This is a genomic window from Seohaeicola zhoushanensis (assembly GCF_014656415.1).
Classification (GTDB): domain Bacteria; phylum Pseudomonadota; class Alphaproteobacteria; order Rhodobacterales; family Rhodobacteraceae; genus Seohaeicola_A; species Seohaeicola_A zhoushanensis.
Genome location: NZ_BNCJ01000030.1, coordinates 20,606 through 36,443 on the forward strand (window position 1 = coordinate 20,606; position 15,838 = coordinate 36,443).

General features: G+C 64.9%; 13 protein-coding genes and 1 pseudogene. 1 reads left to right on the forward strand and 13 read right to left on the reverse strand.

Going from position 1 to position 15,838, the window contains the following annotated elements:
• Window positions 1–4: 4 nt before the first annotated feature.
• Genes IE266_RS24350 through IE266_RS24390 form a run of 9 tightly spaced genes read right to left on the reverse strand, consistent with a single transcriptional unit; the run spans window position 5 to window position 9,280 of the window.
• Complete coding sequence (locus IE266_RS24350; protein WP_189682741.1) at window positions 5–1,840, reverse strand: AMP-dependent synthetase/ligase; 1,836 nt, start codon at window positions 1,838–1,840, stop codon at window positions 5–7.
• Window positions 1,831–2,601 carry an ABC transporter ATP-binding protein gene (locus IE266_RS24355; RefSeq protein WP_189682742.1) on the reverse strand — a complete coding sequence of 257 codons (771 nt, stop codon included), beginning with the start codon at window positions 2,599–2,601 and terminating at the stop codon, window positions 1,831–1,833. Before IE266_RS24355 ends, IE266_RS24350 begins: the two co-directional genes overlap by 10 nt.
• The gene (locus IE266_RS24360) at window positions 2,598–3,362 is read right to left on the reverse strand and encodes an ABC transporter ATP-binding protein (protein ID WP_189682743.1); all 765 of its coding nucleotides are present in this window, start codon (window positions 3,360–3,362) and stop codon (window positions 2,598–2,600) included. Before IE266_RS24360 ends, IE266_RS24355 begins: the two co-directional genes overlap by 4 nt.
• The gene (locus IE266_RS24365; protein ID WP_189682744.1) at window positions 3,359–4,438 is read right to left on the reverse strand and encodes a branched-chain amino acid ABC transporter permease; all 1,080 of its coding nucleotides are present in this window, start codon (window positions 4,436–4,438) and stop codon (window positions 3,359–3,361) included. The genes IE266_RS24360 and IE266_RS24365 overlap by 4 nt, the downstream gene beginning before the upstream one ends.
• Window positions 4,439–4,441: 3 nt before the next feature.
• Window positions 4,442–5,323 (reverse strand): branched-chain amino acid ABC transporter permease, encoded by an 882-nt coding sequence (locus IE266_RS24370; protein ID WP_189682745.1) that lies wholly within the window; start codon window positions 5,321–5,323, stop codon window positions 4,442–4,444.
• A 20-nt stretch (window positions 5,324–5,343) separates the two neighbouring features.
• On the reverse strand, window positions 5,344–6,087 hold the full coding sequence (locus IE266_RS24375; RefSeq protein ID WP_189682746.1) for an SDR family NAD(P)-dependent oxidoreductase: 744 nt from the start codon (window positions 6,085–6,087) through the stop codon (window positions 5,344–5,346).
• Window positions 6,088–6,097: 10 nt separating this feature from the next.
• Window positions 6,098–7,234, reverse strand: coding sequence for an acyl-CoA dehydrogenase family protein (locus IE266_RS24380; RefSeq protein WP_189682747.1), 1,137 nt, complete (start codon window positions 7,232–7,234; stop codon window positions 6,098–6,100).
• A gap of 9 nt (window positions 7,235–7,243) precedes the next feature.
• On the reverse strand, window positions 7,244–8,482 hold the full coding sequence (locus IE266_RS24385) for a thiolase C-terminal domain-containing protein (protein WP_189682748.1): 1,239 nt from the start codon (window positions 8,480–8,482) through the stop codon (window positions 7,244–7,246).
• Between the two features lie 9 nt (window positions 8,483–8,491).
• Window positions 8,492–9,280, reverse strand: a complete 789-nt coding sequence (locus tag IE266_RS24390) for an enoyl-CoA hydratase/isomerase family protein (protein ID WP_189682749.1) — start codon at window positions 9,278–9,280, stop codon at window positions 8,492–8,494.
• A 149-nt stretch (window positions 9,281–9,429) separates the two neighbouring features.
• On the opposite strand from IE266_RS24390, the pseudogene IE266_RS24395 reads away from it, so the two are divergent.
• A pseudogene (locus tag IE266_RS24395) lies at window positions 9,430–9,842 on the forward strand (IS6 family transposase); the annotation flags it as partial.
• 47 nt (window positions 9,843–9,889) lie between these two features.
• Here IE266_RS24395 and IE266_RS24400 read toward each other — a convergent pair.
• The 4 genes from IE266_RS24400 to IE266_RS24415 form a co-directional block, all read right to left on the reverse strand.
• The gene (locus tag IE266_RS24400) at window positions 9,890–11,596 is read right to left on the reverse strand and encodes a hypothetical protein (protein ID WP_189682750.1); all 1,707 of its coding nucleotides are present in this window, start codon (window positions 11,594–11,596) and stop codon (window positions 9,890–9,892) included.
• Window positions 11,589–13,427: a site-specific integrase gene (locus tag IE266_RS24405; protein ID WP_189682751.1), complete on the reverse strand. Its 1,839-nt coding sequence runs from the start codon at window positions 13,425–13,427 to the stop codon at window positions 11,589–11,591. Before IE266_RS24405 ends, IE266_RS24400 begins: the two co-directional genes overlap by 8 nt.
• A gap of 210 nt (window positions 13,428–13,637) precedes the next feature.
• Window positions 13,638–14,096 carry a helix-turn-helix transcriptional regulator gene (locus IE266_RS24410; RefSeq protein ID WP_189682752.1) on the reverse strand — a complete coding sequence of 153 codons (459 nt, stop codon included), beginning with the start codon at window positions 14,094–14,096 and terminating at the stop codon, window positions 13,638–13,640.
• Window positions 14,097–14,335: 239 nt separating this feature from the next.
• Window positions 14,336–14,857 carry a hypothetical protein gene (locus tag IE266_RS24415; RefSeq protein ID WP_189682753.1) on the reverse strand — a complete coding sequence of 174 codons (522 nt, stop codon included), beginning with the start codon at window positions 14,855–14,857 and terminating at the stop codon, window positions 14,336–14,338.
• Window positions 14,858–15,838: the final 981 nt, after the last annotated feature.

Genomic DNA, 15,838 nt, shown 5'->3' on the forward strand with positions numbered 1-15,838 from the left:
ACCCTCAGTACATCGTCTCGATCAGGTCCCTGTATTTGCGCTCCACCTCTTTGCGCTTCAGCTTCATGGTGGGTGTGAGCTCCTCGTCCTCCGGTGTCAGCAGGACGTCGATCAGCCGGAAGGTCTTGATCTGTTCAACCGGGGAGAAGCCGGCGTTGGCCCGCGCGACCTCTCCCTCGATCAGCGCCACGACGTCCTCGTTGGCGCAGAGCGACTTGTAATCGGAGAACGGGATCCGCCGGTCCTGGGCGAAACGCTCGACGTTCTCCTGGTCGATCATGATCAGCGCGGCGAGATACTTGCGCCGATCCCCCACGACCACCGCGTCCGAGACATAGGGGCTGAACTTCAGCTCGTTCTCGAGCTGCGACGGCGTGATGTTCTTGCCGCCCGCCGTGATGATGATGTCCTTCTTGCGGTCGTGAATGGTGAGATCCCCGTTGCCGTCCATCGCCCCCACGTCGCCGGTGTGGATCCAGCCGTCGATCATCGTCTCGGCGGTCTTCTCGGGCTGGTTGATGTAGCCCGAGAAGTTGCTGGCGCTGCGCAGCAGGATCTCGCCGTCCTCGGCCAGCCGGACCTCGACGTTGCGCATCGCCCGCCCGATGGATCCGACCGGCGACCGGCCCGGAATGGTGTTGGTGATGATGCCGCATTCGGTCTGGCCGTAGCCTTCGTAGACCGTCAGCCCAAGCGCCGAGAACCAGTCGAGCAGCCGGGCAGAGATCGGCGCGGCACCCGACATCATGGCGCGCGTCCGGTTCAGCCCCAGTTCGATCCGGATGTTGCGCAACACGGCAAGGTCGAGCGCGCGGTGCAGCGTCTTGAGCCAGAACGGGACCGTCCGACCCTCGGCCCGCAGCGCGGCTGCGCGGGTGGCGGCCTTCAACGCGGTGTCATAGGCACGGCGGCCGAACCATGTCGCGTCGGCCATGATGAAGCTGACGCGAGAGTAGAACTTTTCCCAAACCCGTGGCACGGCGAAGACGAATGTCGGCGCGACCTCCTGGATATCGGCCGCGAAGGTCTCGCCGCTTTCGGCGAGGTTGATCGTGATCGCATGGCGGATCGGGATGCAGACCGAGATGATGCGCTCGGCCGCATGGCAGAGCGGCAGGAAGGTCAGGATCTCGTCCCCCGGACCAAGCGGCAGTTCCGGATAGCCGTCAGATTGCGCCAGCAGGTAGCGGTGAGAGACCATCGCCCCTTTGGGCGCCCCCGTGGTGCCCGAGGTGTAGATGAGGATCGCGATATCCTCGTTCCCGCCCGCGTCGATGCGGGCCTCGAACACCTGCTCCAGCGCCGGACGGTCCGCATCGCCGAGGGCCAAGAAAGCGTCCCAGCCCAGCACCTTGGGGTGGCGGAACTTGCTCAGCCCCTCCATGTCGAAGACGACGACATACTCCAGCAGCGGCAGTTCAGCTTCGACGGCCAGGAACTTGTCCAGCTGCTCCTCGTCCTCGACAAAGACCAGCCGGGCGCGGCTGTCGGTCAGCTGATAGGCCAGCTGCGGCGCGCGCAGCGTCGGGTAGATGCCATGCGACAGGGCACCGATGCTCTGGATGCCGAGATCGGCGAAGAGCCACTCCTTGTTGTCCTCGCTGAGGATCCCCGCCACGTCGCCGGGCTGGAAGCCAAGCGCCAGAAGCGCGCAGCCGACACGGCGGGCCTGCGCATAATAGTCGGCCCAGGTGAAGGCCTCCCAGATGCCCAAGGTCTTCTCGCGCATGGCGATGCGGTTGGCGTTGGTGCGTGCGGTCTGGCGGAAAAGCTTGGGCAGCGTGTCACAGCCCTCGATGACGACCCGCGGCGGGGTCCAGCTTGCAGGTCTCATCTCCATGTCTTCTTCACCTTCCAGCGGCGGTCTCCGCGCGCCGCTTCGCCCTTGATCCCAAGGTAGAATTCCCGGATGTCGTCGCTGGCCAGCAGCACATCGCGCGGGCCCTCCATGACGATCCGCCCGGTCTCCAGCACGTAGCCGAAGTCCGACACCGGGAGGGCCACGTTGGCGTTCTGTTCGACCAGAAGCATGGTCACGCCCTCGTCGCCGTTCATCCGGCAGATGATCGCGAAAATCTCCTGAATGAGCCGGGGGGAGAGGCCGAGCGAGGGCTCGTCCAGCAGCATCAGCCTCGGCCGCTGCATGAAGGCGCGGCCAAGCGCGACCATCTGCTGTTGTCCGCCGCTCAGGTAGATGGCGGACTTCTCGAGGAAGTCGCGCAGTACTGGGAACCAGCCCAGCACCTTTTCCATGTCGCGCGCCACCTCGTCGCGGTCGCGGCGGGTGTAGGCACCCATCATCAGGTTGTCGCGGACCGAGAGCAGCGGGAAGACCTCCCGCCCCTCGGGCGAATGCGCGATACCACGCCGCGCGACCACGTCGGGGTCGAGCCCCGCTATTTCCGCCCGTTCAAAGGCGATCCGGCCCTTGAACGGGTCGAGAGCGCCCGAGATCGTCTTGAGGATCGTCGTCTTGCCCGCCCCGTTCGACCCCATGATGGTGACGATGGAGCCTTCCGTGACCTTCAGGCTGACGCCGCGGATGGCCATGACGCGGCCATACATCGTCTCGACATTCGAGAGTGTGAGAACATCGCTCATGCCGCCGCCCCCAGATAGGCCGCCTGCACCGACGGATCCGCCTGAACCTCGCCCACCGTGCCGGTGGCGAGGAACCGCCCCTCGTTGATCGCCAGCACCCGGTCCGAGACTTTGCCGACCAGCTTCATGTCATGCTCGATCATCACCACGGTGATGCCGAGGTTGTCGCGGATGTCCTGGATGGCGAAGGCGGTATCGTCCGTCTCTTCCGCCGTCAGGCCGGAGGAGGGTTCGTCGAGCAGCAGGACCTTCGGCTCCGACACCAGCGCACGGGCCAGTTCGACCTTCTTGCGCACGCCATAGGGCAGGTCAGCAACCCGGGCATGCCGGTGCGCCTCGAGATCGAGGAATTCGACCACCTCCTCGGCCCGGCGGCGATGCGCCAGCTCCTGCCGACGCTGCGAGGGCAGGAACAGCAGTTCTGAAAGCGGTGCGAACCGCCCGTGCCGGAACCGCCCGATCAGCAGGTTGTCGAGCAGCGAGGCATGTTCGAAAAGCTCGATGTTCTGGAAGGTCCGCGCGATGCCGCGCTGCACCACCTGATGCGGTTTCGCATCCAGCAGGCTCCGCCCATCCAGCCGGATGTCGCCATGCGATGGCGTGTAGATCCGGCAGATCAGGTTGAAAACGGTGCTTTTGCCCGCCCCGTTCGGGCCGATGATGGTGAAGATCTCGCCCTTCTCTACGGAGAAGCTGAGCCCGTCCACAGCCTTGAGACCGCCGAAAGAGAGCGAGACAGTGTCGACCACCAGCGCGCTCATCTCAACCGCTCCGTCTTCAGGAAGGTCTTCTGCCGTTGGAAGCCGCGTTTCTTGTACATCGGGAAGACGCTGAAAAAATGGTGGACTTTCTGCCAGCGGCCATAGAGACCGTCCGGTTCGAAGAGGATGAAGACCAGCAGGATAAGGCCGAAGATCAGGCTGTCGAAGCCGCCCGACTGCGCGATGGCGGCAGGCAGCCAGACCTTGATCAGGCTCAGCACAGTCGGCAGCAGCACGATGAAGAAGGCTCCGAAGACCGCGCCGTGGATCGTGCCGAGCCCGCCGACCACGACCATCAGCAAAAGCCGGATCGACTCGTTCATGCCGAAGACCTCGGGCGTGACGTAGTAGAAGGCATGCGCCAGCATCGCCCCCGCCACGCCCGCGAAGGCGGCGGAGAGGAAGAAGGCCCAGGTCTTGAAGAAGGCGACGTTGACGCCAAGCGCGCGGGCCGACACCTCGCTGTCGCGCACGGCGATCAGCGCCCGGCCGGAGCGGGTGCGCAGCAGGTTGCGGGTCAGCAGGATCGCCCCTGTGAAGAGCGTCAGGTTGACGAGGTAGGTCTTCCAGCTGTCGTCCATCGCAAGGCCGAGGATCGTCATCTCCGGCACCGGAAGCCCCCGATGCCCGCCGGTGAAGGCGCCGCCCCCGCCCAGAAGCCGCTCGGTCACGATGGCGACCGACAGCGTCGCGATGGCAAGGTAAAGCCCATGCATCCGGCTGCAGACCCGCCCGACCGCCGCCCCCGCCAGCCCGGCGACCAGCGCCGTCGCGGGCAGCGACAGGACGAAGGGCAGGCCATAGCGGCCCATGAGGATCGTGTGTGCATAGGCCCCGATCGCCACGAAGGCCGCCTGTCCAAAGCTGACCTGGCCTGAGAACCCGGTGAGGATCATCAGTCCCAGCCCGGCGATGGCGTAGATGTAGACAAGCGCCAGCTCGTCGAGGAAGTAGCCGTCCAGCCAGAGCGGTGCGGAGAGTGCGAGAGCGAGGAATCCGCCGTACCACGCCGCCTGCACGCCGTCACGGAACAGCCGGATGTCCTGCAGGTAGGATTTGCGGAAGAGGACGCGCATCGCTCAGACCTTCTTGGCGTGGATCTGGGCCAGCAGGCCCTGCGGACGGATCAGCAGCACGGCGAACATGACGAGGTAGGCACCGATCCCCTTCATCGTGGGGAAAGCGATGTCAAAAAACGGCTCGGTCACCCCAATTAGCAGGCAGCCCGCGACTGCCCCGGGGATCGAGCCGAAGCCGCCGACGATAGCGCCCGCGAAAGCCTTGAACCCAATGAACCCCATGGAGGTGGAGACCAGCGTGATCGGCGCCAGCAAGAGCCCCGCGCAGGCGCCGAACACCGCCGACATGGCCCAGATGACCGAGGTGAGGCGCTTGACAGGGATGCCCATGTAGAAGGCCGCCAGCTGGTTCTGCGACAGCGCCAGCATGGCCGCGCCATGGCGGCTGAACCGGAAAAAGGCGTAAAGCCCGACCGAGATCAGCGCCGTCAGCAGGATGGCGAGGATGCTGGACCAGGCCATGACCACCGGGCCAATCTTTAGGTTGCCCGGGATCGGCGCAGGCAAGGTGTAGTTCCCGAAGCCCCAGATCATCCCAGCCACGGCCCGTAGTGCAATGCCAAGCGCCAGCGTCAGGATGAAGACCGTGAACACCGGTTGCCCGGTCAGCCGCCGCACCACCAGTGCGTCGATGCCGTAGCCGAAGGCGCCCATAACGATGAGCGTCAGTCCGACGCCCAACCAGTAGGGCAGCCCCATGAGCACGATGAACTGGTAGCCGACGAAGGCGCCCATCATCATGAACTCGCCCTGTGCGAAGTTCACCTGTTCCGTCGCCTTGTAGACCAGCACCAGCCCGATCGCGATCAGGCTGTAGAGGCATCCTTGCGACAGCCCGACCAGCAACAGCTGGAGGACATCCGCGATAGTCAGCAGTTCCATCTCCTCCCCCCCCTTCCTTCCTAGCGCGCCCGAAGCCGCGTGGCTGCATCCAGCCGGACGGTCGCGCCGTTCATGTACGCGTTCTCGATCAAGAAGGCGCAGCAGTGGGCGAATTCTTCCATCCGCCCGACGCGTTTGGGCGCCTCCACGCTGTCCACGAGGCTTTGCTGCACCTCGGCCGACAGGCTCGCCACCATCGGCGTACCGAAAAGACCCGGCGCGATGGCGTTCACCCGTATGCCCTTCGGCCCGAGTTCGCGCGCGGCGGGAAGGTTCAGTCCGACGACCCCGGCCTTCGAGGACGCATAGGCGCATTGCCCGATCTGCCCTTCATAGGCCGCCCCGGACGAGATGTTGACGATCACGCCCCGCTCTTCCCCGTCCTCGGGGTCGTTGCGCAACATCCGCTCGGCCGCCTTGCTCATCACGTTAAAGGTACCGATCAGGTTGACCTCCACCGTCCGGCGGAAAAGGTCGAGGTCCGCCGCCATACCGTCCCGTCCGATCACCTTGAGCGGGCCGACGACCCCCGCGCAGTTCACCGCCGCATGCAGGGCCCCGAACCGGGCCAGCGTCGCGTCCATCGCGGACGCGACGCTGGCCCCGTCGGTCACGTCGACCTCGAAGGAGGCCAGCGGCCCCTCCGCCGACACCCGGTCGAATATGGCCACACTGGCGCCCTTGCCCGCCAGATAGGCCGCCGTCGCCGCGCCAAGGCCGGAGGCGCCGCCTGTCACGACGATGGTTTTGCCCTCGATCTTCATGACTTGCCCCCTACCGGATCGCCGAGACGCCGGTCAGCGACCGGGCGATCAGCAGTTTCTGGATTTCTGTTGTGCCGTCCGGGATCGGGCCGATGATGGCCTCGCGCGCCAGACGCTCGACAATGAAGTCGGTAGTGACGCCGTTGCCGCCGTGGATCTGGACCGCCTGCCGGGTGGCGTTCACGGCGATCTCGGTCCCGTACCACTTGGCCATGGCACATTCGGTGTCGCAGCGGATCTCCCGGTCGATCAGCCCCGCCGCGCGCCATGCCAGAAGCCGGGCGGCGTCGACCTCGGTCGCCATGGTGGCGATCTTGTCGGCGATCAGCTGGTGCCCGGCGATCTTGCGGCCGTGTTGGCTGCGCTCCGTCGCGTAGCGGATGGATTCCTCCAGCGCCCGGCGGGCCAGGGCCACGCCCCACATCGCCATGTGGATGCGCGCCCGTTCGAAGACCACCAGCGTCTGCTGCAACCCGCGCCCCGCGACGCCGATGGTGTTCTCGATCGGCACCCGGACCTCATCGAGGAAGATCTGCGCCGTCGACTGGCCGTTCAGCGCCAGCTTGTGGATGTCCCGTGTCTCGAACCCGTGCTCTTCGCGGTCGACGAGGATATGGGTCAGCCCCTCTTCGGTCGCGCAGGTGCAGAGCAGGAAGTCGGCGAAGCGCCCGTTCGAGATCCAGGTCTTTTCGCCCGAGATCACCCAGTCGCCGCCGTCCCGCCGCGCGCGTGTCGTCACCGCCGCCACGTCCGACCCGACCGCGGGTTCGGAAATGCCGATGGCAATGGAGGTTTCGCCCGCCAGAAGTGGCGGCACATAGCGGTCGCGCAGCGGATCCGGCGCCAGCCGGATCATCAGGTCGGCGCCGGAGACGTTGATGAGGATAGGGATGGCGATGTCCATCGCAGAGACACCGACCTCCTCGAAGAGCATCAGGTGGGTCAGCCAGTCGAGACCCATTCCCCCGACCTCTTCGGGGTGCGGAGCGGCGGTCAGGCCGAAGCCCGCAAGGTCCTTCAGGAAGCCCTGAATGACCGCCTTTTCCATCGGTGCGCCGTCAAGCGCCAAGTAGGCGTGCTCGATCCTGTCATCGAGGAACCGTCGCAGGCTCTGGCAGGCGAGGGTCTGTTCTTCAGTGGGAAACATCGCGGCTCCTCAGCGGCTCAGGATGGTTATAGCGGCCACGGCTTCTTCGATGCCGATCAGCCCGCCCCCATTTTCCGCCACGGCGACCCGCGCCCCGTCAACCTGGCGTGCGCCGGCCTCGCCGCGCAGTTGCGTGACCAGTTCGTAAATTTGCCCCAGTCCGGTCGCGCCGATGGGATGGCCCTTGCATTCCAGCCCGCCCGACGGGTTGACCGGCACGCGGCCCCCGATGGTGAAATCCCCCTGCACGGCACAAAGCCCGCCTTCGCCGAAGGACGCGAGGCCGAGATTCTCGACCTGGATCACCTCGCCGACCGCCGTCGCGTCATGCACCTCTGCGACCGAGACATCTTCCGGCCCCAGCCCCGCAATCTCGTAGGCACGGCGGGCGGCACGGGCGGTCAGGTGGTTCTCGAACTCGGCGGCAGTCCGGGCCGAGCCAGTCTGGATAACGCTCGCCCGCACCTCGATGGCGCGCTCGCGCGGGACGCCATGGCGGCGCAGCCCCGCCTCCGTCATCAGCACCGCAGCCGCACCGCCGTCGCTCATCGGGGCACACATCGGCAGGGTTAGCGGATAGGTGATCGGCGGCGCGTTCAGCACGTCGTCAACCGTATAGGGATCGCGGAACTGCGCCTTGGCGTTTGCGCCCGAATGCCGATGGTTCTTGGCGGACACGGCGGCGAACTGCGCCTGGGTCGAGCCGAACATCCGCATGTGCGCCTTTGCGAAGGCGGCATAGACCGCCATGAAGACCGAAAACGGCTTGGGCGAGCGCGAGCCTTCGGGATCGTCGACGCCGACGCCAAGCGCCAGTAGCTCCGCCGTGTTCTCCTCGGCCCGCGCCAGCTCCCACCCTGCGTCGAAGAAGCTGAACATGCGGGCCTTGTCGCCGGTCCACATCTTCTCGACCCCGACGGCCAGCGCGACATCGCCCTCGCCCGCCTTCAGGAACTGGGCGGCGAGGTTCAGCGCGGTTGATCCGCTGGCGCAGGCGTTCTCCACATTGATGACCGGGATGCCCTCGATGCCCATGTCGCGCAGGGCGATCTGCCCGGCGATCATGGTCTGCCCCTCCATGTGCCGCTGCGTGGCGTTGGAGAAATGCACCGCCTCGACCGCCGATTGCCCGATGCCTGCATCGGTCAGCGCTCCGGTCACGGCGGACCGGGTCAGCGTCTTGACCGTCTCCCCCTCGAGCCGACCCATAGGCGTCATCGAGACCCCTGCGATATAGACTTTCTCCATCGTTCCCCCCTATTTCCCGGTGAAGACTGGCCTGCGTTTTTCCGCGAAGGCCCGGAGCCCTTCCTGAGCGTCTTCCGACACCAGATGCACCCGCAGCGCCTCGATCTCGCGCTGCAACAGAACTTCGGGCAGGTCGCCCTGCGTGGCATTGGCGATTGCCTTCATTTCGGCCAGCGCGCGCGGGCTTTTCGACGCGATATGCAGGGCCAGCGCCTCGAGCCGCGCGTCCAGGTCGTCGTCCGGCACCACTTCCTGCAGCAGGCCCATCCGAAGCCAGTGCGCGGCCGGCAGGCTGTCGCCGGTGAAAAGCATGTACTTGGCGTTCTGCAGCCCGATACGGGCGGGCAACACGGCCGCGCCGCCAGCCCCGGGCAGAAGGCCGAAGTTGGAATGCGCATCGCCGATGACTGCATCCTCGGCGGCGATCAGCATGTCGCAGCACATGGCCAATTCCAGCCCCCCCGCGACAGCGATGCCGTTGATCCCGCCCAGGACGGGCTTCGGCAGAGCCCGGAGCTTTCCGAAGACCCGCGTGACGAGGTTGAGGAAATCGGGCCCCCGCCTCTGGGCTTCGACGGAGGCAAGGACGTCCTTAAGGTTCGCCCCGGCACAGAACGCCCTGCCCTGCCCCTTGATGACCAGCACTCTGACCTGCGGGTCTGCGGCGACCGCGTCGATCGCGGCGTCCAGTTCCATCAGCAGCGAAAACGAGAGTGCGTTCAGGGTATCCGGACGCGACAGGATGATCGTGGCGATCGGAAGTGTCTTAGTCAGGGTGATAGAGGAATCGTCGGTCATGCCATTATCTTTTACTAACTAGTAAGTAACATATAGAGAGCCGAGGATTTGTAAAGCGGCATTTTACCGGGTAGTGTCGCAAACTTTTCTGTTTCCGGGTTGCAGCGGATATGTAAGCGTTGTCAATTATTTGTTGAGGCGCTTGTGGCGTGATCGATTTCAAGAGCGTGCACTATCCGAAGCCTGTGATCCTGCACGCAGTGTTCTTCTATCTCCGCTACGCCGTCTCCTATCGGGATCTTGAGGAGATCCTGGCCGAGCGTGGCGTCACGGTTGACCACGCCACGCTGAACCGCTGGGTTGTGAAGTTTTCGCCGCAGATTGACGACAGTGCTCAAGCCAGGAAACGGCCGACGGCCACAACTTGGCGGATAGACGAAACATACATCAAGGTGAAAGGCCGCTGGAGGTACCTTGACCGGGCGGTAGACCGCGACGAGAAAACCCCGGACTTCATGCTGTCCGAGCGCCGCGATTTGGCAGCGGGACGACGCTTCTTCAGGCGGTGAATGCGATCCTGAATTTCACCGACAGTGGACGAACGATCGAGGTCCGGCAGGTCACACGTCACGCAGGCGCGTTCCGGATCAGGTCCGGAACGCGCCTGGATCAAACGGAGTCGAAGGCCTCTGCCATCAACGCATCGATCATGTCCTGCCCGCGTCTGCGCTGCGCCTGCGCGACGGACTCGGACTGGTAGGCATGGCGTGTTCGGGGATCGCGCTGCGCATTCATCGCCAGCGCCATCTCGACCCCGTCGGGCCCGAGCTGCCCAAGCTCCGAATGGATCCGCATCCGCGCGATATGGGCGCCGGTCCCCATGTGCTTGCGCCAGACGGTCGACGGGTATTCTCGCGACAGCTGCCTGCCGGAGATGTCCCGCAGCACGGGCAGCCCCTGCCCCAGAGCGTCCTGGCGGAAATGCTCCAGATAGGCCGCATCCATGCCGCGGCAGACAAGGGCGTCGAGGAACGGCGTCAGGCCTGGATGAAGTCGACCTCGGAGCGGTTCGCCCTCCTTGTGCGTGTCGATATCGACCTGGTAGCGCGCACCGTCGAAGGTGATGTCCCGCGCCCAGACCAATTGACCATCCTCCAGACGCAGCGGGATCAGTGTCCAGAACGCAATACAGAACGCCTCGTTGATCAGGCGAAGCTGCGACTGGCGGCGTCTCGTGGTGCGGCTCTCCTCAAGCAAGGCATGGGCGAGCCGCCAGGTCTCTCTGAGGTCCGGCAGCCTGTTGTATCGACCCGCCTTCAGCGGCACGACACTGTCGAGATCCGCGCGCAGCGCGTTTTCATGGGCGCGGATCGCGGCCAAGGTCAGGCCGTCGATCCCGAGCGCCTCGGCGAACTGCCGAAGCCGCATGACCGCGGTGTGCCGGGTGGCCGGACGATCCCCCTGGAGCGTGTAACGGGCCGTCTCGGCATCCGGCGCCAGCTCTGTCCGTCGGGCTTCCATGCGGCGAATGCCCTCGATGGTAATCGTCACCTCGGCCCCCGCATCAATCTGGACCCGCGCAAATTCCCGCAGGACCTCGATCATGCTGTCGATTACCGAGGCGGCATAGGCACGCTCATGGACCGCGACGGCCCCTACCCGCATGCGGGAGAGCTGTGCCCTCCACTCGTCCGGCAGATCTTCGAGCTCGACCCGGCGGGCTGCCGGCGGCCGGGGCTTGCTGCCTGCGCGAGACAAGCGCGGCGGAGATTTCCGCGCAATGGCCTCCGCCAGGATGACATGGGCGGCCGGACTGCCCGGCAACAGCGTCTCGATCGCAATCTTGAGCGACCGCAGGCGCCGGCTCGAGGCGACATCCCCGGCGAAGGCCAGATAGTCGTCGACCGTCGGAACCGTGATCGACCGGGCTGCACTGAAGTCGAGGAACCGCGCAAAGACCCGCAGGTCCTCGAGCCCAAGCTCCGCCATCGCGGGCAAATCCCGATAAGGCGCCATCGCCAGGCTGGCGAGAAGGGTGTCGCGATCCGTGCGGTCGCAGACGCGGCTGCGGGGCTGTTTGATGCGGATTGCATCCCGGATGGTGCGCAGCACCGGCGTGCCGTCGGGCAGCAATCGATCCAGAGCCGTCCTCAGGTTTTCGAGCCGACGTGGCGAGGTGTCCTCCGCGACGAAGGCCAGGAAATCCTCGATCTCCGGCACCGCGATATCCTGTGCCGCCGCATAGAGGAAGAACGCATCGAGCGTGCGCAACTCGCGCAGACCTATCTCAGCCAGGCGTCCTGCCCCCAGGTAGGGGGCGAAGTGCGGTGCCGAGAGGAGCTCCTCGCGGCTGCGGGTGTCGTAGGTCTTAGTCATCCATCAATCCAATCATCAGATCCTGCCCCCGCTCGACCAGCTTGATCGCGTTGAGCCAGCCATAGAAAGTACGAAGAGTTTCGGGCGTGTCGTCGATGCGTTTCGCGATGACCTCGATCTCGTTCGGGTGCCGGTCGAGCAGCAGCGAGGTCTGCCCATGCCGCATCTGGTGCGGGGTCATCGGCAGATTGACGATCGTCCGCATCAGCTTCTGGAATTCGGCCCCGAAGTAATCCGGATCGAGATGCCGACCCTGGGACTTGACCGAAGGGAACAGATACCGGCTCGTCTCCGCGTGCGGAAAGAGCGGGCGGATCACTTTCAGATACCAGGTGATGGTGTCGTGTGCGCCATACGTGTTGTGTTTGATCGGGAAGCGGATCGCGACCTTGTTCTTCGTCACATTGGCCGGAAGGACGACGCTGATCGGCTTCCTGCCCTTCGCCGGTATGGCGATCTGCGCGTCCTCCCCGACGCAGGTCAGCGCAATGGCGTTCAATCGACGAATGGGCGCGCCGCCGATTTCGATCGCGGCGAAACAGGCCGCAACCCCCAGCATCCTGATTTGGGATATCTCGCGCTTCGAGAGGTCACGATCCTCAGCCCTGGCGGCCGCAAGCATGCGCTCGGCGTCTTCGCGCAGGGTCAGGAAGGACCGCAGGAAGCGCCGCCGCAGGTGCCGCTTGTTGACAAGGGCCTCGCAGAACTTGCGGTTCTCCGGCGTCATCGATTGTTCCGCCAAAGCCCCGGCTTGCGCGGTCTTGTTGTTGGCCAGGATCAGGTCCAGATTGCTCGTATCGAGCGCAAGATGCACCATGATCTGCCTGATGCACTTGAGGTATTTCCTCGAAGTCCGAGGCTTCAACCGCCCCTTCGGTTTCGGCAAGTCTGCCCGCCGAAAGAGCGCGCCCGCGATGCCGCACAGGGTTTCTTCACACCCAAGGATGGCTTTCACATCCGGCTCGCCGGGTGAGATCAGGTCCGCGGCGAGGCCGGCACCGAGGAAGGTCGCGAAGGCCGCTTCCATCACCCGCGCGTGTTTCTTGTTTTCCTTCGTATGGGTTTCGGTGACGGGGTCCCATGCGTTGGTGGTCACGCGCTTGATCCACGGGTGATACTGCGCCGCCCAGGCCTCCGGCAGCCTATTGGCCCCGGGTGTCCGGGCGCTCCGGACAAACCCGATCGGGTGATCCGGCAGGAGGGGCAGGATTTCGGGAAACACGCGCAGGTCGTCGAGGCGGACGAGCGAGCGTGCATTTGCCTCGCGGGTATTGCCGGTGAAGTCGCGGTCGATCTGCGCCGCCCGGTCCGGGATCAGATCCTTCGGCTGCCAGCCGTAGGACCGGGCGATAAGGGCAAATGACCGCAGCATCGAGAGTTTCATCGGATGCCATTTCGCGGAGACGCCGATACGGCCTTTGGTCAGGGGCTCAATCGCCGCGAAGAGATCTGTCCAGTCGTCGTCACAGTCCCGTAGTTGCCGCTTCGCCTCCTGGAGCCCGTGGAACGCCCGCAGGGCCGCCTGGAGACGCCGACGAAACGTCTGATAAGCCGCATCCGTCGGCCATCGCGACGGATCGAACCCGTCGAGCGGGAAGCGGACCTCGAACTGATCGAGGCTCGCTTCGATCTGGGTCAGCGGGCGATTCAGGATCTCACCGACCCGGGTGATCACGCTGACATACCGGTCTCGGGTTGCCTCGCTGAGGTTCGTGCGCGCGGCTGTGAACGTCTTCAGGTCCGCCAGCGTGAGACCGGTCGCCAGTCTGGCGTTGGCGGACGCCAAGGCCAGGGTTGAGGTCGCCGCCGGGCGGCCGGAGAGATCGAGCATGTCGTGTTCCTTTCTACCATGTTGAGGAGGGATGCGCTGCTGTCGTCTGGACGCGCGTTTCGTCGCTAAAACGCGCTCCGGACACAGAGGCCTGACCGTTTGCCGCCGGTGAAAACGGCCGGGAGTTCGTGTCCCTGCCGCTTGCGGGATGTCCGCGTCGCTTGGTGGAAATTCCTGTGTCCGAGAGCGTGATCAGGCATGCGTGAGACCTCATTTTCTGGGGGTGAGAGAACCGAAGGGAGGTGCCGTGCGGGCATAGCCCGGCAGGGGTTCGCGGCTGTGCCAGGCGACGATTTCAGCCCGGCGCCAGCGCAAGGCGCGCGCATCTGTCCGGCCGTTCGAGAGATCGATGGCGTCCGGGAAGGACGGCATGCCATTCGGCACCAGGCCCTTCGACCAGCGGTAGACGATAGAGGGGTCAACCCCGAGGGCGGCCGCGGCGGATTTGGCGGTTATCAGCGGTTCCGTCAGATGCTTCAGATGGCAGGGCTTCTGGTCAGCGGAAAGCCCGAGCGCGCTCCAGACCACGACCCAGCGCGTCGTGCCCCCGACCAGCCGTATCCCGAGCGCGGACAGGACACGGGACAGAGGGCGGTAGTCACCCGTGCGGACCGGTTTCAGTCCGAAGAACCTGACGAGATCATCACGGGTGAGGGGCTTTTCGATCATGGTCGCAAGGAACTAGGCCCCGCGATCTCACCCCCCAAAATGCTCCGGGCCCTGGGCACGGAGCATTTGCCATTACCGCCTGGATCACCAAATCCCGGCGATCTGGACCTGGCCTCGTCCCAAGGCCTCGAGCGTCGCCCGGGGCAACGCATCACCGGGTCGGGTCATTCTCTCCCCGACAGTGCGAGGACCGTCGTTGTCCCGTGACAGGACCCGGCCCTCGCAGGTGCGCCGATGGATCAGCCCGCCGGAAGATCGTCCCGCAGCCGCAGGGGCGCCGGCTTCAGGCTCACGTCGACTGCCGCTGCGGCGGCTTCGCGCCGACGTTCGGAGGCGATGTCGTGCTCAGCGTGGAGTCGCGCACGAAGACGCTGCATCCGTGCATGGGCGCTGCCGGTGAGGCGTCCCATCACCGGCGACAGAACGGGCAGCGCCACGTGGACCCCGGATTGTCCCAATGCCACGCTGAGCGGTCTTCGGGCTTGGAAACGGTATGCACGCGTCAGGCCCGCGGCGCGGAACTCCGCCGGGCTGGACACCACGATATCGTAGCAGTCCCTGGCATTTGCCTCGTGCGTCGCGCCAGGCGCCAGCACCATCCGCGGCGCGGCGCCGCCCCGCTCAACCTCGAGCACGAGGCAGGGCCGGGGCGCGGACGGGGTCGCGTCATCGCTCATCGGGAATGGAAACCGCAAAATGACTCCTACCGAGAGGGCAGTCTGCCACGTCGGGAGGGCACACATCTGATCAAAGTCGAACATTTCAGTCCTTTCATCGCGTTGTCGACGCGTCTCACCCGGATCACCCACATTTTCCCGAGGGTCGGTTCCGGCTGCGCGTCACAAGATCCGCGCGGCCTGAACCGGCCATCGGTCCGACGGATAACCATTTGCCCCGGCGCCTGGACCCAGGCCTCTCCAGATTTCCAACCGATAGATGCGCGGTGCGGACATTTCGGTCTCTCTCCCCGTCAGCGGGCAGGTTCGGTGACGTCGTGTGGGCCCCCGACGGGTTTTCGTTTCGCAGATGCGACAAACGGCCAATATCCGGTGCCTGCCCCACGCATCGCGAAGGATCCCGACGACCTCGTCGCCGTGTTGCATTCACTCTCACGCGCCGGAGGCGAAAGATGATGTCTGAACCGAAGCAGGTCTTCGTCTGGGTCTTGATCTCGGGCCAGATCGTCCCGACCTTGACCGGTCGTGTCGCCACATCTATGCCCACGCACGCTGTGTAGGCCACCTTGGCAGGTCGCACTCAAATATCAGAGCGCGCCGCCATGTATCGATATGTGCACGACGGACGTTCTGGCGGTGGGACCTTCCCTGAGAGCCCGCGGGTGACTAAACTGCCGAGATGACCAGCGCTTCCAAGAAATCGCGCCAGAGTGAACCAGATGTGGACGAGGGGTCGTCTGAGACCTACGACCCCGAGTGCGCTCTCCTGGCCAGGAAACTTCTCGGGGAGACCCTGTCGGAAGCTGATGAACTCACTCTCGATAAATACCTGTTTCTGAAGCGATATCCGATTCAGTAGGCACATGCCTGGTCGCGGATGCGGCCTGCCTTTCCTGCCGGTCCGGAACTCGATCGGTGAAACAGATTATTTTTTCTGGAGTATCTCACTCGAACCTATTTGGTCATCACGCGCTCAGTCGTGCAACAACCAAACGAGGTTTTTCAACCATGGATTTTATCAAAGTCCCGCAGATGACATCCGAAGAACGCGAGCTCGGCCGTCGC

Bases quoted from the DNA above. Each gene is read 5' to 3' on its own strand.
- IE266_RS24350 (WP_189682741.1), bottom strand. From the start codon at position 1,840: ATGGAGATGAGACCTGCAAGCTGGACCCCGCCGCGGGTCGTCATCGAG.
- IE266_RS24355 (WP_189682742.1), bottom strand. From the start codon at position 2,601: ATGAGCGATGTTCTCACACTCTCGAATGTCGAGACGATGTATGGCCGC.
- IE266_RS24360 (WP_189682743.1), bottom strand. From the start codon at position 3,362: ATGAGCGCGCTGGTGGTCGACACTGTCTCGCTCTCTTTCGGCGGTCTC.
- IE266_RS24365 (WP_189682744.1), bottom strand. From the start codon at position 4,438: ATGCGCGTCCTCTTCCGCAAATCCTACCTGCAGGACATCCGGCTGTTC.
- IE266_RS24370 (WP_189682745.1), bottom strand. From the start codon at position 5,323: ATGGAACTGCTGACTATCGCGGATGTCCTCCAGCTGTTGCTGGTCGGG.
- IE266_RS24375 (WP_189682746.1), bottom strand. From the start codon at position 6,087: ATGAAGATCGAGGGCAAAACCATCGTCGTGACAGGCGGCGCCTCCGGC.
- IE266_RS24380 (WP_189682747.1), bottom strand. From the start codon at position 7,234: ATGTTTCCCACTGAAGAACAGACCCTCGCCTGCCAGAGCCTGCGACGG.
- IE266_RS24385 (WP_189682748.1), bottom strand. From the start codon at position 8,482: ATGGAGAAAGTCTATATCGCAGGGGTCTCGATGACGCCTATGGGTCGG.
- IE266_RS24390 (WP_189682749.1), bottom strand. From the start codon at position 9,280: ATGACCGACGATTCCTCTATCACCCTGACTAAGACACTTCCGATCGCC.
- IE266_RS24400 (WP_189682750.1), bottom strand. From the start codon at position 11,596: ATGACTAAGACCTACGACACCCGCAGCCGCGAGGAGCTCCTCTCGGCA.
- IE266_RS24405 (WP_189682751.1), bottom strand. From the start codon at position 13,427: ATGCTCGATCTCTCCGGCCGCCCGGCGGCGACCTCAACCCTGGCCTTG.
- IE266_RS24410 (WP_189682752.1), bottom strand. From the start codon at position 14,096: ATGATCGAAAAGCCCCTCACCCGTGATGATCTCGTCAGGTTCTTCGGA.
- IE266_RS24415 (WP_189682753.1), bottom strand. From the start codon at position 14,857: ATGTTCGACTTTGATCAGATGTGTGCCCTCCCGACGTGGCAGACTGCC.